Source organism: Cyanobium sp. Alchichica 3B3-8F6 (assembly GCF_024346435.1).
Lineage (GTDB): Bacteria > Cyanobacteriota > Cyanobacteriia > PCC-6307 > Cyanobiaceae > Cyanobium_A.
In genome coordinates this window covers 144,350-163,215 of sequence record NZ_JAGQCZ010000002.1, presented here as the reverse complement: position 1 = coordinate 163,215, position 18,866 = coordinate 144,350, and the positions used below count along the sequence as shown (strand labels likewise).

Annotated in this window: 21 protein-coding genes; 11 read left to right on the top strand and 10 right to left on the bottom strand. The window is 69.1% G+C overall.

The annotated features are described in order from the left end of the window. Nucleotides 1-3: 3 nt before the first annotated feature. The 4 genes from lpxA (at nt 4) to KBY65_RS02670 (ending at nt 3,075) form a co-directional block, all read left to right on the top strand. Nucleotides 4-810: an acyl-ACP--UDP-N-acetylglucosamine O-acyltransferase gene (gene lpxA / locus KBY65_RS02685; RefSeq protein WP_094560146.1), complete on the top strand. Its 807-nt coding sequence runs from the start codon at nt 4-6 to the stop codon at nt 808-810. Beyond that, complete coding sequence (gene lpxB, locus KBY65_RS02680) at nt 810-1,994, top strand: lipid-A-disaccharide synthase (RefSeq protein WP_094560147.1); 1,185 nt, start codon at nt 810-812, stop codon at nt 1,992-1,994. Before lpxA ends, lpxB begins: the two co-directional genes overlap by 1 nt. Next, complete coding sequence (gene msrA / locus KBY65_RS02675; protein WP_255000441.1) at nt 1,991-2,692, top strand: peptide-methionine (S)-S-oxide reductase MsrA; 702 nt, start codon at nt 1,991-1,993, stop codon at nt 2,690-2,692. The genes lpxB and msrA overlap by 4 nt, the downstream gene beginning before the upstream one ends. A 176-nt stretch (nt 2,693-2,868) precedes the next feature. Continuing rightward, entirely contained in the window at nt 2,869-3,075 is a 207-nt protein-coding gene (locus KBY65_RS02670) for a hypothetical protein (RefSeq protein ID WP_255000440.1), read from the top strand. Nucleotides 3,076-3,084: 9 nt separating this feature from the next. Here KBY65_RS02670 and KBY65_RS02665 read toward each other — a convergent pair whose 3' ends face one another. Genes KBY65_RS02665 through KBY65_RS02645 form a run of 5 tightly spaced genes read right to left on the bottom strand, consistent with a single transcriptional unit; the run spans nt 3,085 to nt 6,988 of the window. Then, nucleotides 3,085-3,339, bottom strand: coding sequence for a hypothetical protein (locus KBY65_RS02665; RefSeq protein ID WP_094560150.1), 255 nt, complete (start codon nt 3,337-3,339; stop codon nt 3,085-3,087). A 42-nt stretch (nt 3,340-3,381) separates the two neighbouring features. Continuing rightward, nucleotides 3,382-4,905 (bottom strand): leucyl aminopeptidase, encoded by a 1,524-nt coding sequence (locus KBY65_RS02660; protein ID WP_254988465.1) that lies wholly within the window; start codon nt 4,903-4,905, stop codon nt 3,382-3,384. A gap of 38 nt (nt 4,906-4,943) precedes the next feature. Beyond that, nucleotides 4,944-5,543, bottom strand: coding sequence for a hypothetical protein (locus KBY65_RS02655; RefSeq protein WP_094560152.1), 600 nt, complete (start codon nt 5,541-5,543; stop codon nt 4,944-4,946). Between the two features lie 4 nt (nt 5,544-5,547). Further along, nucleotides 5,548-6,240, bottom strand: coding sequence for a type II secretion system protein GspK (locus KBY65_RS02650; RefSeq protein WP_255000439.1), 693 nt, complete (start codon nt 6,238-6,240; stop codon nt 5,548-5,550). 46 nt (nt 6,241-6,286) lie between these two features. After that, nucleotides 6,287-6,988 (bottom strand): response regulator transcription factor, encoded by a 702-nt coding sequence (locus KBY65_RS02645; protein ID WP_255000438.1) that lies wholly within the window; start codon nt 6,986-6,988, stop codon nt 6,287-6,289. A 133-nt stretch (nt 6,989-7,121) separates the two neighbouring features. On the opposite strand from KBY65_RS02645, the gene KBY65_RS02640 reads away from it, so the two are divergent. From KBY65_RS02640 to pyrF, 3 genes are all read left to right on the top strand, one after another. Next, entirely contained in the window at nt 7,122-7,445 is a 324-nt protein-coding gene (locus tag KBY65_RS02640) for a DUF1825 family protein (RefSeq protein ID WP_094560155.1), read from the top strand. A 68-nt stretch (nt 7,446-7,513) separates the two neighbouring features. Further along, nucleotides 7,514-8,806, top strand: a complete 1,293-nt coding sequence (tyrS, locus tag KBY65_RS02635) for a tyrosine--tRNA ligase (protein ID WP_255000437.1) — start codon at nt 7,514-7,516, stop codon at nt 8,804-8,806. Continuing rightward, nucleotides 8,806-9,543, top strand: coding sequence for an orotidine-5'-phosphate decarboxylase (pyrF, locus tag KBY65_RS02630; protein WP_094560157.1), 738 nt, complete (start codon nt 8,806-8,808; stop codon nt 9,541-9,543). Before tyrS ends, pyrF begins: the two co-directional genes overlap by 1 nt. Here pyrF and KBY65_RS02625 read toward each other — a convergent pair. The 5 genes from KBY65_RS02625 to hpf are packed head-to-tail and all read right to left on the bottom strand — an operon-like array spanning nt 9,529 to nt 14,191. After that, a complete protein-coding gene (locus tag KBY65_RS02625; protein ID WP_255000436.1) occupies nt 9,529-10,740 on the bottom strand; it encodes a glycosyltransferase family 4 protein in 1,212 nt (403 codons plus the stop codon). The genes pyrF and KBY65_RS02625 overlap by 15 nt on opposite strands. Nucleotides 10,741-10,767: 27 nt before the next feature. After that, entirely contained in the window at nt 10,768-12,108 is a 1,341-nt protein-coding gene (locus KBY65_RS02620) for an MFS transporter (protein WP_255000435.1), read from the bottom strand. A gap of 25 nt (nt 12,109-12,133) precedes the next feature. Continuing rightward, entirely contained in the window at nt 12,134-12,928 is a 795-nt protein-coding gene (gene recO, locus KBY65_RS02615) for a DNA repair protein RecO (RefSeq protein ID WP_094560160.1), read from the bottom strand. A gap of 7 nt (nt 12,929-12,935) precedes the next feature. Continuing rightward, nucleotides 12,936-13,604, bottom strand: coding sequence for a deoxyribose-phosphate aldolase (deoC, locus tag KBY65_RS02610; RefSeq protein WP_094560161.1), 669 nt, complete (start codon nt 13,602-13,604; stop codon nt 12,936-12,938). Continuing rightward, nucleotides 13,601-14,191, bottom strand: a complete 591-nt coding sequence (gene hpf / locus KBY65_RS02605) for a ribosome hibernation-promoting factor, HPF/YfiA family (protein WP_094560238.1) — start codon at nt 14,189-14,191, stop codon at nt 13,601-13,603. Before hpf ends, deoC begins: the two co-directional genes overlap by 4 nt. Before the next feature lie 54 nt (nt 14,192-14,245). On the opposite strand from hpf, the gene lipB reads away from it, so the two are divergent. From lipB to KBY65_RS02585, 4 genes are all read left to right on the top strand, one after another. Beyond that, complete coding sequence (gene lipB, locus KBY65_RS02600) at nt 14,246-14,926, top strand: lipoyl(octanoyl) transferase LipB (RefSeq protein ID WP_094560162.1); 681 nt, start codon at nt 14,246-14,248, stop codon at nt 14,924-14,926. A gap of 32 nt (nt 14,927-14,958) precedes the next feature. Beyond that, nucleotides 14,959-16,923 carry an AMP-binding protein gene (locus KBY65_RS02595; RefSeq protein ID WP_255000433.1) on the top strand — a complete coding sequence of 655 codons (1,965 nt, stop codon included), beginning with the start codon at nt 14,959-14,961 and terminating at the stop codon, nt 16,921-16,923. A gap of 68 nt (nt 16,924-16,991) precedes the next feature. Then, nucleotides 16,992-17,435, top strand: a complete 444-nt coding sequence (locus tag KBY65_RS02590; RefSeq protein ID WP_094560163.1) for a YlqD family protein — start codon at nt 16,992-16,994, stop codon at nt 17,433-17,435. 76 nt (nt 17,436-17,511) lie between these two features. Then, nucleotides 17,512-18,861 carry a dihydrolipoamide acetyltransferase family protein gene (locus KBY65_RS02585; RefSeq protein WP_255000432.1) on the top strand — a complete coding sequence of 450 codons (1,350 nt, stop codon included), beginning with the start codon at nt 17,512-17,514 and terminating at the stop codon, nt 18,859-18,861. The last annotated feature ends 5 nt before the right edge of the window (nt 18,862-18,866 follow it).

The window sequence follows — 18,866 nt, the reverse complement described above, 5'->3', positions numbered from 1 at the left end:
GCGATGGCCACGACCATCCATCCCACCGCTGTTGTTGATCCCAGGGCCGAGCTGGCCGATGGGGTCAGTGTGGGGCCCTATGCGGTGATCGGCCCTGAGGTTCAGCTCGGCCCCGATTGCCGCATCGGCCCCCATGTGGTGCTCGATGGTCGGGTGCGGATGGGCCGCGGCAATCGCATCTTTCCTGGCGCCTGCATCGGCCTGGAGCCCCAGGATCTGAAATACACCGGCGATCCCACCGAGGTGGTGCTCGGCGATGACAACACCATCCGTGAGTGCGTCACCATCAACCGCGCCACGACCGGCCATCAACAGACGCGCCTGGGCAGGGGCAACCTGTTGATGGCCAACAGCCATCTCGGCCACAACTGTGAACTGGGTGACCGGATTGTGATCGCCAATGGGGTGGCTGTGGCCGGCCATGTGGTGATCGGCGACCGTGCCGTGATCGGCGGCGTGTTGGGTGTCCATCAGTTTGTGCACATCGGCACTTTGGCGATGGTGGGGGGGATGAGCCGGATCGAGCGGGATGTGCCCCCATTCACGATGGTGGAGGGCCATCCATCCCGCGTGCGGGCCCTCAACAAGATCGGCCTGCGGCGCAGTGGCCTGGTAGAGCTCGACGACGGCCGGCAGTTTGAGGACCTCAAACAGGCCTGGACCCTGCTGTATCGCCGCTCTCTGACTCTGGCTGAGGCCCTGGGGCAACTGCGCTGTCAGCCCCTGCATGGCGCAGCCGACCAGCTCTGCACGTTCCTGGAAGCCTCCCTAGGCCCATCGCGCCGCGGGCCGATTCCGGGGGCGCGCTGATGCTGCGGTTGCTGGTGAGCACCGGCGAGGTGTCTGGGGATCTGCAGGGGGCCCTGTTGGTCAGGGCGCTGCATGAGGAGGCCCAGCGCCGCCAGCTGGATCTGGAGATCGTGGCGCTTGGCGGCGAGCGGATGGAGCGGGCCGGGGCCGAGTTGCTGGCCAACACCACCCGCATGGGGGCTATCGGCCTGCTGGAGGCCATCCCCTTTGTGTTGCCCACCTTGAAATTGCAGCGGCGCCTCAAGCGTTGGTTCCGCCGTGACCCGCCCGATGGTGTGGTGCTGATCGACTACATGGGCCCCAACGTGAGCCTTGGGCTACGCCTCAAGCACAAGTTCCCCAGGGTGCCGGTCACTTATTACATCGCCCCCCAGGAATGGGCGTTCAAATTCGGCAACGGCGGCCGCTCCAATCTGATCAGCTTCACCAACCAGATCCTGGCGATCTTCCAGGAAGAAGCCCGCTTCTACCGCTGCCGCGGCGCCAACGTCACCTACGTGGGCCATCCGCTGCTGGACACCATTGGCCAGCTGCCCAGCCGCCAGGAGGCCCTGCGTCAACTTGGCCTGCGTGATGCGCCGGTGCTGCTGCTGATGCCGGCGTCTCGGCGCCAGGAGATCCATTACATGCTGCCCCACATCGTGGCGGCGGCGGCGGAGCTGCAGCGTCAGCGGCCCGAGCTGCAGGTGGTGGTGCCAGCAGGCCTGCCGGGATTTGAAGCCCATCTGTCGAGGCAGTTGAGCCAGGCAGGGGTGCGCGCCGAGATCATTGCCGCCTCCGATTCCGACCAGCTCAAGGCCTACCTCTGTGCCGCAGCGGATCTGGCGCTGGCCAAGTCGGGCACCGTCAACCTCGAGCTGGCCCTGCGGGGCGTGCCGCAGGTGGTGGTGTACCGCGTCAGCGGGGTCACCGCCTTTGTGGCCCGCTACATCCTGCGCTTCAGCGTGCCCCACATCTCGCCGGTCAACCTGGTGCTGGGCGAGCGGCTCGTGCCCGAGTTGCTGCAGGAGGATCTCTCAGCTGCGGCGATTGTGAGGGAAGCTCTGCCCCTGCTCGATAGCGCCAGTGCGGCCCGCCACAGCATGCTGGAGGGCTACCGCCGTCTGCGGCTCGAATTGGGGGAGCCTGGCGTCACCCAGCGGGCGGCCGCGGCCATCTTTGACCAGGTGCTCAACGCCGCATGATCCAAACCCCCCGGCCCCTGGCCTGGCTGCCCAGCCTGGTGCTGCCTGTGCTGCTTCCTCTTCTGTTCCTGCTGCCGTTGGGCCTGTTGTCGCCTGGCCCAGCCTGGGCGGACCCGGCCCAGAAGGCTGCTTCGGTTCAAGAGGCTGTGCTGGCGGGGGGCTGTTTCTGGTGCCTGGAGCACGACCTCGAGAGCTTGCCCGGGGTGCTGGATGCCGAGAGCGGCTACAGCGGCGGGACCGTGGCCCAGCCCACCTATGGCCAGGTGTCGGCCGGAGGCACCGGCCACCAGGAGGTGGTGCGGGTGCGCTTTGATCCAGCTCGCCTCAGCTACGCCGCTCTGCTGCGGGCGTACTGGCGCAACATCGATCCCCTCGATGGCGGCGGTCAGTTCTGCGATCGCGGTACGTCCTACCGGCCCGTCATCTTCACCAGTGGCCCCGAGCAGCAGACCCAAGCCGAGGCCAGCCGCCTGGCGACAGCTGCGGAGCTGGCGCGGCCCGCTGCCAGCCTGCAGGTGCAGATCAAGCCCCTGACGCGCTTCTGGCCGGCGGAGGGCTACCACCAGAACTACGCGGAACGCAACAGCGTCAAATACAACTACTACCGCTGGGCCTGCGGCCGGGATCGGCGGCTCGATGCGGTGTGGGGCAAGCGAGCCCGCAGTGGCATGGCCTGGGTTTCGAGCAGGAAGTCCTGACGCAAGAGCAGTAACTGGGGAGCAGCGGACCCGTGGACTCTGCTGCAATTATGAGGAAAATCTGTAGGGGCAGGGTGGTTTTGGTCAATCAGACGGCTGTAGTAGAGCGGCTTTCCGCCCTTCCCAATCCCTTGACGCTTCTCTACCGTGATGCGTGCCTCTGTGCGCAGCCCTGTATGTATCTGCTGACCATTCGCGACGGTCTGCAGACCCGCCACGTTGGGCCTTACGGGAGCCCGAAGCAGGCTGCGGATGATCTGGATCGCCTGCTGCCCCTCTGTGGGGAGCGGGCCCGCTGGCAGATCCATGCCCTCGAATCGCCTGCCCAGCTGATGGCCAGCCTGGGGGCAGCCGCTAGCGCTGATTTGGGCGTGGCTGCCTGAGAGCCGCCTTCAGCTGCGGCCGGGATAGCCGCGCAGCAGGCCGCTTTCGACCATCAGACCCACGCCCGCATTGATCAGAATCAGGCCGAAGGTGCCATACCAAAACCAGGGGCCTGGGCTGGTGAGTGTTTCCACCTTGCCGCTGGCCGCCAGCACCTGAATTCCCTTGCGGATCACCGCTTCGCCGAAGAGGCAGAGCCCCGCTGGCAGCAGCAGCACCCCCAGCTGAGCTTTGACATACCAGCGGATCTTCTGGACGGCCATGGAGCGAGCTAAGGCGTCAGGACTCCAAACCTAGGCTGCTGATCAAATCCGGGCTGATGGTCCCGTGGCGGCGCCGGAGCAGATCCAGTTCACCAGGGTGCGTACGCCGAAACCAGTGGCTCCGGCCGGGTCGGCCCCCCGCCCCTTGTCACTCCAGACGGTGCCGGCGATGTCGAGGTGGGCCCAGGCCAGCTTCGGGGTGACGAAGTCCTGCAGGAACAGGGCGGCGGTGATCGAGCCGCCAGGGCGGGGGCCGGTGTTTTTGAGGTCGGCGACCGGGCTCTTGAGCCCGGCCTTGTAGGAGCTGCGCAGGGGCATCCGCCACAGGTCTTCGCCGCCGGCCTGACCAGCGCCCAACAGCGCTTCGGCCAGGCCGTCGTTGTTGGACCACAGCCCCGCCATCTCCTCGCCCAGGGCGATCACGCAGGCACCGGTGAGGGTCGCCAAGTCCACCACCGCATCGGGCTCCAGCTTGCAGGCATACACCAGGGCGTCGGCCAGGGTGAGGCGCCCCTCGGCGTCGGTGTTGTTGATCTCGATGGTCTTGCCGTTGGAGGCGGTGAGGATGTCGCCGGGGTGCACAGCGCCGCCGCTGATCATGTTTTCGCAGGCCGCCACGATCACGTGCACCTCCACGCCGGCGGGCTTCAGCTCAGCGATGGCGCGGGCCGCTCCCAGCACCGCGGCGCTGCCGCCCATGTCGTATTTCATCATCTCGATCTGGGAACCGGCGGTTTTGAGGTTGTAACCGCCGGAATCGAAGGTGAGACCCTTGCCCACCAGGGCAATGCGGCGTTGCACGGGCCCGGCCGGGGTGTAGGTGAGATGGATGAATTTCGGGGCCAGATCGGACCCCTGGGCGACGCCGAGGTAGGCCCCCATGCCGAGGGCTTCGCAGTCGCTGCGCTCCAGCACCCGCAGCGTGATGCCGAAGTCGCGGGCGATGGCCGCGGCGGTGTCGGCCAGGTGCTGGGGTGTGGCCACATTGGGGGGCGCAGCCACCAGTTCGCGGGCCAGTTCGACGCCGGCGCAGGTGGCGTTCACCGCAGCCAGGGTGGGCTCGGCTGCCTTGGCTACCCCGATCAGGCTGACCGTGGCGGGCTGGGGTCTGGGCTCGGCTTCGCTCTTGAAGCGTTGATCACTGAACAGGGCCAGGCGGGTGGCCTCAGCCATGGCGCCGGCAGCGGTGCCGGCCTCCAGCCCTTCGAGCGGCAGGGCCAGGGCCAGGTGGCGGGCTCCGGCGGCCGCCGCGGTTTGGCTGGCGGCGGCGCAGGCCTGGCGCAGGCCGGCCAGGCTGAAGTCGGCCGGGGCGCCCAGGCCTACCAGGATGAGGGTCTGGGGGGTGGCGTCCAGGCGATCCAGGCTGATGCATTCGCCCGGCTTGGCCTTGAAGCGCCGCTGTTCGAGGCGTTTGGCCAGAGGCTGGCCCAGGGCCGTGGTCAGCTTCTGCAGCTGGGGGTGCTCCGGGCGATCGTCGGCACCGGCGAACAGGCCGACGGCCAGGCAGTCGCCGTCCCACTGGCTCAGGGCCGCGGGCAGGTCGTCGGGGATGCAGCGAAACTCCATGGGCCGGCCGGGGTTGGCGGCGATCGTAGCCAGCGCGCCTAGGCGGGATCGGCCTGGAACGGTGTGGCCCAGCGGCTGCGCGTTTCCTTGTTGAAGGGCGGCAGCCAGCGGCGAATCAGCGCCTGCTCCAGGGCCCGTCGCGGCCGAACGGCGGCGGGCACATCCAGCCAGAAGCGAATGCTGAGCTGGCAGCCCAGGCCGACCTTCAGCAGGGCCTCGCTGTAGGCGGCCAGGTAGGCCTTGCAATCGTGCTCGCCTTTCCAGCGCCGATCAGCCCGGCCGGTTTCGCCCACGTAGAGCAGCAGCGGCTGGGGCAGGCCGGCGGGGCGATCGGTGACCACGTACAGGGCGGCCCCCTGCTGGGGTGCGGCGGGCCAGCGCCAGAACGACAGGGGCTGGGGCTGCAGGCTGAGGGGCTGGAAGCGCTCGGCTTCGCCCTGGGGATCCTCGGGAGGGGTGGCAAACAATGACCCCTGCTGGCCGCCCCCCTCCTGGTTGGCAAACAGGGGTTGCTGGTGGGCCGCCAGCCGGGCCTGCCACTCCTGCAGCTGGTGGGTCAACAGAGGAAGATCGGCGCCCTCGGCATGGGCCGCTCCCCCGAGGGCCGATCCAGCAAACAACTCCCCTTGGCGCGCCACGGCCCTAGGACCCCTTGCTGGCCGGCGGCAGCACCGGACCGGCTGGCCCCGGTTGGAAGCGCACCTTGCCGATCCAGGCTTCCACCAACGCCGCCGGCAGCTGCAGGCGCTGTTGCAGGTCGGCCAGATCGCGGAAGGGGCCGCGCCCCCGCTCGCGCAGCAGCCGGCGCAGCCGTTCCGGATCCAGTCCCAGTTCTTCGAGTTGCGTGGCCGTGGCGCGGTTCAGATCCAGGGGGCTGAACGGTTGCACCGGCAGGGCGGGTTCGCCATACCAGCGAAACTCCAACAGGGGGCCCCAGCTCTCCACCACCGCTGCGGGCAGCTCCAGCAGCCGTTGCAGATCCTCGATCCCGCTGAGCTGCACGCCCCCGGCCTGGAGCCGCAGCAACAGGTCCACCTGGGCCGCTTCGATGCCCGGCAGCCGCAGCCAGTCGGCGGGGGTGGCGCGGTTGACGTCCAGCCGCCAGCCCAGGGCGGCAGCGCGACGAACCGCCCCGGCATCCTCAAGCTTGAGCGCGGGGTTCTGCTGCAGCTTGAGAGCCAGCATGTCGCGTTCCACCTGCTCGCGATCCGAGCTGTCCGGCTGGTCGGCGGGGGCCGGCCGCTCGGGCTGGGGGCTGCGGCGGGCGGCTGGGATCTGCCCGGTGGCCCTCAGCAGCTGACGAGCGAGGGGATCCAACCAGTGCCGCTGGGCCATGGCGGATCGCGACTGCAACAACGGTGATCTGAACCTAGCGGCCAGCTCAGGCTTCAGGCCAGTCGATCAGCCCCCAGCGCAGGCCCAGCACGGCGGCGTGGGTGCGGTCGCGGGCCGGCAACTTGCGGCACAGGTGACGCAGGTGGGTTTTCACCGTGTCTGCTGAAACGTACAGCTGCTGGCCGATTTCGCCGTTGCTGTCACCCTGGGCCACGAGGCTGAGCACCTGCCGCTCCCGCTCGCTCAGCGGTTCGAGCGGGCCGCCATCGCCATGGCCCCGGCGAAACAGCTCTGCCAGGCTTCGGTCGACATACACCCCGCCGCCGCTGATGGCATGGATCGCAGCAAGCGAACTGCCCAGCCCCATGCGGGATTCCACCAACAACCCATCACAACCAGCCTCGATGGCGCTCTTGATCGCCTCCTGGCGCTGCTCCTGACTGATCAGCAGCAGGGTGTGAATGGTGGGCCAGCGCTGTTTGATCGCCTGCACCAGGGCCACGCCAGAGCCCTCCTCCAGGGTGTCGCTGAGAACCACCATGCTGGGCTGATGCTGTTCCACCAGGGCAAGGCCGGCCGCTTCGCAGGTGGCGGCCACCACCAGGTGGTCCTGTCCGATCAGACCGCCCACAAACGTGCAAAGCAGGGCCCGGTTGCCGAAGCAGACCACCAGCCGGGCGTCCCGCAGCAGGTTGTGGATCTGGCTGGTGTTGCGGCGGATCTGGTCAAGTTTTGGCGTGAAGTCCATGGGTGGGGTTCACGGCAGCATGAGCCGCATGCTGGCTGAGGCTGGCCGGGGTGGCATCGCGATTACGTCTATCCGCACTCCCCAGGGCGGCTTGACTTCACCAGAATCACAGAATCGCTGCACTGCCAGGGGCATGGCGTTCTTTGAATCCGAAATCGTTCAGGACGAAGCCAAGCGCCTCTTTGGCGACTACCAGCAGCTGATGCAGCTGGGCAGTGAGTACGGCAAGTTCGATCGGGAGGGCAAGAAGCTCTACATCGAAAAGATGGAGGACATGATGGAGCGCTACCGGGTGTTCATGAAGCGCTTCGAGCTCTCCGAGGATTTCCAGGCCAAGCTCACCGTCGAGCAGCTGCGCGCCCAGCTCAGCCAGTTCGGCCTGACGCCGGAAACGATGTTCCAGCAGATGCACCAGACCCTCGAGCGCATGAAGGGTCAGCTCGATGCTCCCGCCTAGGGCCTGACGGCGATCCCGTCGCGGCTGCGTACGATCCGGCCACCCAGTCGCCCCTGGCCCCGGTGCCGATGACAGGACCGCAACCAACCGTCGTGCATCCTCATGGGGCCTTGCCGGCCTGGCTCGCCCGGGGGATGGCGGATCTGTTTCCGGCCGGCGCCGCCGTCGGGGCTGGCGAGGATCCCGATCAGCAGCTGGCGGCTCGCCTTGCCGAGGCGGAGTGCAGCGGCAGGCCCCTGCGCATCAAGCTCGGCATCGATCCCACCGGCTCCGACATCCACCTGGGCCACTCGATTCTGTTCCGCAAGCTGCGGGCCTTTCAGGACGCCGGTCACACCGCGGTGCTGATCATCGGCGACTTCACCGCCCGCATCGGTGATCCCACCGGCAAGAGCGCCACCCGGGTGCAGCTCAGCGCCGCCGCGGTGGAAGCCAATGCCGAAACTTATCTGGTGCAGCTCGGACTCGGCCAGGATCCGTCGCGCGCGCTCCTGGATTTCGACACCCCTGGCCGCCTCGAGGTGCGCCGCAACAGCGAGTGGCTTGCGGGTCTCGATTTGCCCGAGGTGATCGAGCTGCTGGGCATCTCCACCGTGGGTCAGATGCTGGCCAAGGAGGATTTCGCCAACCGCTACGGCTCGGGCACGCCCATTTCCCTGCACGAGTTCCTGTATCCGCTGCTGCAGGGCTACGACTCTGTGCAGGTGCAGGCTGATGTGGAGCTGGGTGGCACCGACCAGAAGTTCAACGTGGCCATGGGCCGCGACCTGCAGCGCCACTTCGGCCAGCGGCCCCAATTTGGCTTGTTGTTGCCGATCCTGCCGGGGCTTGATGGCGTGCAGAAGATGAGCAAGAGCCTGGGCAACACCGTGGGCCTCTCTGAAGACCCGCTCTCGATGTATTCGAAGCTTGAGAAGGTGCCGGATGCGGTGGTGAACGACTACCTCACCTTGCTCACCGATCTGGAGCTGGCCGCCCTGCCCGAGAACCCCCGCGAGCGTCAGAAGGCGATGGCCCTGGAGATCACCCGGGCTCGCCATGGTGATGCGGCGGCTGATGCGGCCCAGGTGGATGCGGCCAAGCTTGTGGCTGGTGCCCAGGGCGCCGGGGCGGCCGATGCCGAGGTGCCGGAGGCTTCGCTGGCGGCAGTGAACTTCCCCGCCAAGGCTTTCTATCTGCTCAGTGCTGTGGGGATCTGCGCCAGCAGCAGCGAGGCCCGGCGCCAGATCCAGGGGGGTGGGGTGAAGCTCGATGGCCAGAAGCTGGCCGATCCCAACCAGGAGTTCACCGGCCCGGCCGAGCTGGCGGGCAAGGTGCTGCAATTGGGCAAGAAGACGTTCCGGCGGCTGGTGGTGGGCTGATGGCTGGGCTCCTGGGTGCACATCCGGCTGATCGAATCATCGTGGCCCTCGATGGCATGGGACCGGATCAGGCACTCGCCTTTGCCGCGGCGATTCCTGAGCTGCGCTGGGTGAAGGTGGGCCTCGAACTGTTTGTGGCGGGCGGCCCGGCGGTGGTGCGGCAGCTGCGCGATCAGGGCAAGCGGGTGTTCCTGGATCTCAAGTTCCACGACATCCCCGCCACCATGGCCGGCGCCTGCCGCAGCGCCACGCGCCTCGGGGCTGAGCTGATCACGGTGCACGCCTGTGCCGGCCATGACGCCTTGGCTGCCACCCAGGCTGCTGCCCTGGAGGCCGCCAACGACGCCGGCCTGCCCGCTCCCACCTTGCTGGCCGTGACGGTGCTCACCAGCTGGGAGTCCACCGGTTTCGCTGCCCAGCTTGCGATTGACGAGCCTGTGTCCGCCTACGTGCCCCGCTTGGCCCGGCTGGCGGCGGCGGCCGGCATCGGCGGCTGCGTGTGCTCGCCCCTGGAGGTGGCGGCCCTGCGGGCAGCCCATCCTGAGCCCTTTGCTCTGGTGACACCAGGCATTCGCCCGGCCGGCTCTGCCCTGGGGGATCAGCAGCGGGTGATGACGCCGGCCCAGGCCCTGGTGGCGGGTGCCAGCCAATTGGTGATCGGTCGCCCGATCACGGCCGTGCCCGATCCGGCGACGGCTTTTGCTGCCTGCTGCGCTGAGCTCTCAGGCCACCAGTGAGCCCTGAGGCACCAGCTCGGCGTAGAGCGCCTCGAGGGCATGGATGTTGCCTTCCAGGGTGTAACGCTCCAGGGCCCGGGCCCGGGCCCGGCGGCCCAGCTCTTCCGTGAGCACCGGCTGATCCCGCAGCACCGGCAGCAAGGTGCGCAGCTGGGTGGTCACCCCCTGGGTGCTGATCACGATGCCGGCGCCCCCCTCCAGCACTTCACCATCGGCTCCGGCGTCGGTGGCGATGCAGGCGGTGCCACTCGCCATGGCCTCCAGCAGGGCCAGGCTCAGCCCTTCCACCAGCGAGGGCAGCAGAAACACTTCGGCCAGTTGCTGAAACGCCACCCGCTGCTCGAGGCTGGGTTCGTATCCCCACCACACCACGTCGGGTTCATCGCCTGGGGTCTGCAGGGCGCTGCGCAAGGGACCATCGCCCACGATCACCAGCACGCAACCCGCCGGGCGCACCAGCCGCCAGGCCTTGATCAGGGCTTCCACGTTCTTCTCGGTGGCCACCCGGCCCATATAGAGAAAAACGCGCCGGCCGGCAAACCGCTGGCGCAGCTCCTGCAGCTCGGGGCTGGCCGCTGCCTGGGCACCGGTGGCCGGTGCCGGCCGCCAGGTGTCGGTGTCGACGCCATTGGGGATCACGGCCAGCCGTTCGGCCCGCACGCCCAGGCGCAGCAGCACCTCGGCCTGCAGCTCCGAAAACACGATCACCCGGTCGAATTTGGCCAGGGTTGGGGCGTAGAGCTGGTAGGTGAGCTGCTGGGTGCCGGCGGTGAGGTTGCGCAGGCTGGCATCGAAGGCCGGATGGAAGGTGGCCACCACCGGCAGCCCCAGCTGCTGGCAGAGATCGGGCAGGCGGAAATCCAGCGGCGAGAGCGTCAGGCTGGCGTGCACCAGGTCGGGCTTGAGCCGCTCCAGGGATTCCCGCAGCTCCCGCTGGGCGCCCAGTGAAGGAATCGTGTACACCTGCGATTTGACCAGGTAGGGCAGGGCCACTTCCGGGCCGCCGCCGTTGCTGTCTCCGAGGGTTTCGACCTCCGTGAGGGCCTCGCCCGACCGGCCCAGGCTGCCGGCGGGGGTGTCGAAGTGGATGAAGCTGATCCCGTGGCCACGGCTGCGCAGCGCATGGGTGGTGCTCAGTCCATAGGTGACATTGCCGCAGAACGGGTTTTTTTTGCCCAGCCAGGCAATGTGGGCCACCAGGGCTCGCGCGTCCGGAAATCCACGCTAACAGCGCTGCCAGGGCCGCTCCATCACCGCTGCCGCCAGGGCGATCGCCGCCAGCCCCCACAGCACCGGCAGCAGGCCGTAGCGGCTCACCACTGCACCAGCCAGCACCAGCGGCAGGCTCAGGGCGATGTTGATCAGGTTGTTCTGCAGGCCAAACACCTTGCCGCGCAGGTCCTCGGGCGTCTCCTCCTGGATCGTGGTCTGGGCGGGGATCGCCAACAGGGCCGAACCCACGCCCAGCACGGCGCAGAGCAGCAGGGTGAACACGAGGTTGCCGCGCAGCTGGCCCAGCAGCACCAGGCTCCAGCCGATGGTGCCCAGCCCCGTGGCGGCCAGGTGGCGACGGTTGAGGCCTTGGCCGAGCTGGGCCACCGCCAGGGCTCCGGTCGCCAGCCCCAGGCCGCTCATGGCCAGCAGGGTGCCGAACTGGGTGGGCCCCAGCCCGGGGATCGCCGAGGCCAGGCTGATCGCCAGCACGTAGAGGGCCGCCAGCAGGCTGTAGAGCAGCACCAGTTGCACCATGGCGCTGCGCACCCGTGGCTGCTCCCGCAGCACCTGGAGGCCCTCGCCGATTTCCTGCCACACGGAGCTGCGGCTGAGGGGCCTGGGTTGTTCCCGCCAGCGGATCCGGCTGATCGCCACGGCCGCCAGCCCATAACAAAAGGGCAGCAGCAGGAATTCACCGCCATCCATGCCGATCTGGCGCAGGCCCAGGTGCAGCAGCCGCAGGATCGGGTCGCCCAGGGCGAAGCCCACGATCGTGGCGGCCATGCTCGTGGCCTGATACAGCGAATTGGCCGCCAGCAGCTGATCGCTGGGCACCAACTGGGGGATGGCCGCCTGTTCGGCGGGGGCGAAGAACTGGGTGAGCACCGATTCGAGCAGGGTCATCAGCACCAGACCCCAGTAGCCCCAGCTCAAGCCGAGCCACTCGGGCCCCTCCACCAGGCAGAAGGGGGCCAGCAGCACCAACGCCGCCCGCAGGCCATTGGAGGCCACCATCACAGCCCGTTTGGGCCAGCGGTCGGCCCACACCCCGGCCACCGTGCCGAGCAGCATCGCCGGAATCGTGTTGGCCACGTAGATGCCCGTGGCCAACAGGGTGATCATCTGGGCCCGGGTTTCGGGCAGATCGAGGCGGATCGCCGAGGCCGCCTCGGCCAGGGCGGGGTTGGCCTCCGGGGTGCCCTTCACCCAGGTCTGGGCGATCAGGAACACCATCAGCACGATGTAGAACTTGTCAGCCAGCTGCGAAAAGATCTGGCCCAGCCACAGCCGGCGGAAATCGGGCAGCGCCAGAACGCCTTGCAAGCCGGTGGCGTTGGAACTGCCGCTCAATCTGGCCTGGGCTGCTGCTGGCCCGTCATGATGCCGCAAGGCCTGGGGCCAGGCCCGTGCGCAGCAGCCGGTAGGCCCGCGGTTTGCGGCCCAGGTGCTCCTGGGTCCAATGCTCCACCAGCTCGAGCAGGTGCAGCCAAACCGGCAGCGGTCCCATCAGCTCGCCATCGCGCCGGCGGGGCAGGTTGGGCCGAAGCAGCCGTTGCAGCAGGGCCAATTCCGAGGCGTTGAGCACCACCCGCGCCCCAGGCACCCCGCCGATCGCCAGGCCCTCGCTGGGCACCAGGCTGCAGCGCCAGTCCCAGTTGCCCAGCGGCGGCTCCAGGGGCTCGCCGCTGCGGGCGCAGCGTCCGAGCGGTAGGGCATAGCCGCCCAGGGCGAGCAGGTGAACGCTCCCTTGCACCGCAACCGCCAGGGCCTCCAGATCGCAGCCCCGCTCCCGCACCAGCGCATCGAGGCGCCCCAGCTGCATCAGCAGGTCGGCGAGCATGCCCGGCGCCGGAGCTTCGCTGGGGACCAGGGCCAGGCAGAGCTCGCAGAGGGCCTGGGCAGCGGCCAGGGCCTCGAGTTGCTGGGCCAGGCCGCTGTAGCTGCGCAGCACCTTCAGTTGGCGCACCCGCCGCAGGCCGCTGCGGCCACCCACCTGCAGCCGCAGATGGCTCAGGGGCACGGCGGCGGCCAGGCTGCTGCGGGGTTTGCGCGCCCCGGGCACCGCGAGTCGGATCACCCCCTGGTCGTCGCTGAGCAGGGTCAGCAGGCGATCGTTTTCACCGAGGGGCTTGCAGCTCAGGGCCAGTCCTTCCAGGCTCTCCTCGGGCACGGCAGACTCAGCCCCGCAGCGCCTGGGCCAGGGCCACGCCGCGGCTGGTGCCCAGGCGTGTGGCGCCGGCTTCCACCAACGCCAGGGCCTGCTCGAGGTTGGTGATGCCGCCTGAGGCCTTGATCGCGGCCCTGCCGCGGGCCAGCTCCTTGAGCTGCCGCACCTGCTCCACCGTCACCGGCGGACCGAAGCCGCTGCCGGTTTTGAGGAAGCGGGCGCCGGCGTCGATGCTGATCTCCACCAGCAGGGCCAGGGCCTCGGGATCCAGCTTGCCCACCTCCAGGATCACCTTCACGGGCAGGTCCAACTCGCAGATGGCCGCCAGTTCGTCGTGGACCGGTGTGCTGGCCCGGTCGGCCAGGGCTCCGAAATCCGGCACCACATCAAGTTCATCGGCGCCGGCCGCGGCGGCCGCTTCGGCTTCGGCCTGCTTCACCGCCGATGGCACCGCGCCGAAGGGAAACCCCACCACCGCAATCAGTTGGGGGGTGCGGCCCTTGCCCTCCCGGGGCAGCTGCTCCCGGGCCGTGGCCACCCAGCGAGAGGCCACGCACACCCCGGCAAAGCCGAAGTGGCGGGCCTCCTCGCAGCATTGCCGGATCGCGCCCTGGCCCTGGTGAGGATCCAGCAGGGCATGGTCGATCAGGGGGGCCAGGTCGGGCCGGTCGGCGCTCACGCCTCCTTGGCCTGGATCACCCCGAAGCCGCCATGGTTGCGGTGATACACCACCTGGATCTGGCCGCTCTCCGCGTCGCGGAACACGTAGAAGTCGTGGTCGATCAGCTCCAGCTGATGCTGGGCGTCGTCGAGGGTCATCGGCGGCATGGCAAAATACTTGCGCCGCACGCCTCGGTTGGGCAGTTCGGGCTCCTTGCCGTCCACCAGGGTGGCTCCCGGCGGCGGCAGGTTGGCAGCAGCGCCGGCCTCCTCATCGCGGGCGGAGCGGTGCACCGGACCCTGGGCCTGCTCGTGGATGCGGTCTTTGTAGCGGTGCAGCTGGCGGCTGAGCTTGCTGGCCACCAGGTCGATGCTGGCGTAGAGGTTGTCGCTGCGCTCCTGGGCCCGGATCACGGTGCCGTTGGCAAACATCGTCACCTCCACGGTTTGCTGCGGCACCCGCGGGTTGCGGGCCACCGACAGGTGCACGTCGGCCTCTTTGACGAGGCCTTCGAAGTGGTGAATGGCGCGGGTCAGCTTGGTTTCGGTGTACTCCCGGATGGCCGGGGTGACGTCAAGATTGCGGCCATGGATCAGCAGTTTCATCAGATGGCAACCGCCTCCGGTGCTCTGGTGCCCCAACGCTAAGAACGGTTGGTGATGTGCCTCAAGCTCGACGCAATCCTTTTCGAAGCGGCGCAACCGGTGCCGTTTCTGCTGGGCTGGGAAGCCCAGCGCAGCCTGCAGCAACGGCTCCTGCTGGACCCTGAAGGGCCGGAGGCGGTGCTGCTGCTGGAGCATGAGGCCTGCTACACCCTGGGCCGCGGTGCCTCGGAGGCCTTCCTGCGCTTCGATCCGGCCGCCCCACCGCTGCCGCTGCACCGCATCGATCGCGGCGGCGAGGTGACCCACCACGCCCCGGGCCAGCTGGTGCTCTATCCAGTGCTCAACCTGCAGCGCCATGGCGCCGACCTGCACCTCTACATGCGCCAGCTGGAGCAGGTGGTGATTGATCTGTTGGCCGGCCTGGATCTGCAGGGGGAACGGATCGCCGGGCTCACCGGGGTGTGGCTGGAGGGCCGCAAGGTGGCGGCCATCGGCGTGGGGGCGCGCCGCTGGATCAGCCAGCACGGCCTGGCCCTCAACGTGGATGGCGACCTGGCGGGCTTTGCGGCGGTGGTGCCCTGCGGCCTCGCCGACCACCCGGTGGGGCGACTGGCCGACTGGCGGCCTGAGCTCACCAGCGAGGGGCTGCGCCAACCGCTGCTGGCGGCCCTGGCCGATCGGTTTGGTCTGGCCCTGCGTCCACCGAAGCCCCAGGAACGGCTGCAGGGGTGGTAACCCTGGGGCTGAGCTCCGCCGCCCCTCTCGCCATGGCCCGCGCCGTCTCCCCCGCTGAGATCCACTGGAGCGGCAGCCGTCGCGATCAGCAGGCCCTGGCCCGTCGCAGCGACTGGAGTCAGATCACCGGCCTGGAGCAACTGTGGCCCGTGCTGGCCGAGCGCCATGGCGAGGCCCTGGCCCTGGAGGCACCGCACGCCTCCATCCCGGAGCAGCTCAGCTATCGCCAGCTGCACCAGCGCATCGAGCAGGCTGCGGCGGCCTTCGCCGGCCTTGGGGTGGGTGCGGGGGATGTGGTGGCCCTGTTCGCCGAAAACGGCCCCCGCTGGCTGCAGGCGGATCAGGGGCTGATGCGGGCCGGCGCCGCCGATGCGGTGCGGGGCAGCGCCGCGCCGCTGGAGGAGCTGCGGTACATCCTCGACGACTCCGGCGCCGTGGCTCTGGTGGTGGAGTCGGCGGCGTTGCTGGAGAAGCTCGCCCTCGAGAACACCCGGCTGGCCCGGCTGCGTTTCGTGCTGGTGTTGGAGGGCGAACGGGGTGAGGGAACGCCGCCGGTGCCCTGCCTGAGCTGGGGCGAACTGCTCGAGCGCGGGGCGGCGGCGTTGGCCTCCGGCACGCCGGCCCCGCCCCCGCCAGGGGACGGAGCCCGCCTCGCCACGATCCTGTACACCTCCGGCACCACGGGGCAGCCCAAGGGTGTGCCCCTCAGTCACGCCAACCTGCTGCACCAGCTGCGGCACCTGGGGGTGGCCGTGGCTCCCCGGCCCGGTGACCGCGTGGTGAGCGTGTTGCCGATCTGGCATTCCTACGAGCGCAGTGCCGAATATTTCCTGCTGGCCTGCGGCTGCCGGCAGACCTACACCACCCTCAAGCAGCTGCGTGCCGATCTGCAGCGGGTGCGGCCCCACTATCTGATCAGCGTGCCGCGCCTGTGGGAGGCCCTGCTCTCCGGCTTCGACGATGCCCTGACGGCGATGCCCGCCTCGCGGCAGCGGTTGCTACGGGCCGCCCTGGCCAACAGCCGCGCCTACGGCCAGCAGCGTCGCCAGGCCTTCGATCTCACCCTGACGCCAGAGGGCTGGCCGGCCCGGGTTGGAGCCGCGGGGCTGGCGCTGTTGCGCTGGCCGCTGCACCGGCTGGCGGCGGCGCTGCTTTGGCCCAAGGTGCGTCAGCAATTGGTGGGCGGGCGGTTGCGCACCGCCATCAGCGGCGGTGGCGCCCTGGCCCTGTACGTGGATGGTTTTTTCGAGGCGATCGGCATCGAGCTGCTGGTGGGCTACGGCCTCACCGAAACCAGCCCGGTGCTCAGCTGCCGCCGCAGCTGGGCCAACCGCCGCGGCAGTGCCGGCCAGCCGCTGCCGGCCACCAGCCTGCGGATCGTCGATCCCGAAACCGGCGCCCTCCTGGCCCTTGGCCAGCGGGGCCGGGTGCTGGCCCGCGGCCCCCAGGTGATGGCGGGCTACTGGCGCAAGCCTGAGGCCACCGCTGCGGTGCTGGATGGCGAGGGTTGGTTTGATACTGGCGATCTGGGCCAGTTGCTGCCCGATGGCTCCCTGGTGCTCACCGGCCGGGCCAAGGACACGATTGTGCTGAGCAGCGGCGAGAACATCGAGCCCGGCCCGCTGGAGGAGGCCCTGGTGGCCAGTCCCCTGATCGAGCAGGTGATGCTGGTGGGCCAGGACCGCAAGCAGCTCGGCGCCCTGCTGGTGCCCAAGCCCGAAGCCCTGGCTGCCTTCGCCGCAGCCGCCGGCCTCATCACCCAGGTGGACGGCGACCCGGCGGGCGAGGCGGCCCTGCTGCGCGCCCTCACCCGCGAGTGCAACCGGCTGCTGGCTGCTCGCCCGGGCTCCCGGCCCGATGAGCGCCTGGCCGGGGTGGCCTTGGTGGAGCCCTTCAGCCTCGACAACGGCCTGCTGACCCAGACCCTCAAGCAGCGCCGCGACCGCATCGCCGCTCGGGATGGCGGCGCGATCGCCGCGATCTACACGCCCCGGTGAGGTGCGGCCAACCGACCGTTGACCCCCGCCCGCCGCGCTGACAGCCTGAATGCTGCTTTGCATCCCCCATGGCTGACGGCTCCCTGACGATCAAGCGCACGATCACTGTGCGTGCCGTGGTCACACCCCGCTGGAAAGAGGATGCTGAGCGCGAGCTGAGCAACGCCATCGCCAACGTCGACGGTCAGTTGTCCCAGCTGGAGCAGGAGGGTCAGCAGCTGGTCGACGAGATCCGTCGCCAGAGCGCCAATCCGCTCGATCCGCGGGTGCAGGACCAGGTGGCTTCGGTGCAGCAGCAGGTGGCCGCCAAGCGGGCCGAGCTGGAAGAGCAGAAACGTCAGATGCTCGAGCAGCAGCGCCAGGTGCGGGAGCTGGAGATGGAGCAGATCGTGGAGCAGGGGCAGATCGAAAGCCTGTGCGAGGTGAAGGTGGGCGACAACCTGGTGGAGAAGCTGCAGGCGGCTGTGCTGGTGCGCGATGGCGTGATCGAGGCCATCGAAGCCGGCGCCTGAGCAGCTCCACTCGCCGAGCCCAGGAGCCCCAATCAGGAGCCACGTAAAATCCGCCCAACTGCGCGGCAGACCCCCGTTGGCCACCCACCAAATCTTTATGCCGGCCCTCTCCTCCACCATGACGGAGGGCAAGATCGTGGAGTGGCTTAAGAAGCCCGGCGACAAGGTGGAGCGCGGTGAATCCGTGCTGGTGGTCGAGTCCGACAAGGCCGACATGGACGTTGAGTCGTTCAACGAGGGCTTCCTGGCTGCGGTGCTGATGCCGGCCGGTGGCACGGCGCCGGTGGGCGAGACCATCGGCCTGATTGTGGAAACCGAGGCCGAGATCGCTGAGGCGGCGGCCAAGGCCCCCGCCGCTCCCGCGGCTGCGGCCGCTCCCGCACCGGCTCCCGCTGCGGCGGCTCCAGTGGCAGCTCCTCCGGCTCCGGTGGCGGCTCCACCGGCCCCCGCTCCCGCTCCAGTGGTGGCGGCTCCGGTGGTGGCCCCCGCGTCGACGGCCAGCGGTCGGGTGGTGGCTTCCCCCCGGGCCAAAAAGCTCGCATCCCAGCTGGGCGTTGACCTGGGCGGTTTGCGCGGCAGCGGTCCCCACGGCCGCATTCAGGCCGACGACGTGCTCGCCGCCACCGGGCAACCGATCACGGTGCCCCGGGTGGCCGAGGGCTCGGGTCCGGCCGCCGTGGCGGCTGCCGGCGGTAACGGTGCAGCCCCGGCGGCTCCTGCGCCTGCCGGTGAAGCCTTTGGCCGGCCCGGTGAGAGCGTGAGCTTCAACACCCTCCAGGGCGCGGTGAACCGCAACATGCTCGCCAGCCTGGCGGTTCCCTGTTTCCGGGTGGGCTACACGATCAGCACCACCAAGCTCGACGCCTTCTACAAGCAGGTGAAGCCCAAGGGCGTCACGATGACGGCCCTGCTGGCCAAGGCCGTGGGCGTGGTGCTGGCCCGCCACCCCCAGGTGAACGCGGCCACCAGTGCCGATGGCAGCGCCATGAGCTTCCCCGCCGCGGTGAATGTGGCGGTGGCGGTGGCCATGGAGGACGGCGGCCTGATCACCCCGGTGCTGGCGAATGCCGACAAGACCGACATCTATTCGATGGCCCGCAACTGGGCTGATCTGGTGAGCCGCGCCCGCAGCAAGCAGCTGCAGCCGGAGGAATACAGCACCGGCACCTTCACCCTGTCCAATCTGGGGATGTTTGGCGTCGATCGCTTCGACGCGATCCTGCCCCCCGGCACCGGCGCCATCCTGGCGGTGGCGGCCTCTCGGCCCACCGTGGTGGCCGGCAAGGATGGCTCCATGCGCGTGGCCAACCAGATGCAGGTGAACCTCACCTGCGACCACCGCACCATCTACGGTGCCCACGCTGCCGCCTTCCTCAAGGATCTGGCCCAGCTGATCGAGACCAACCCCGAAAGCCTGGCGCTCTGATTCTC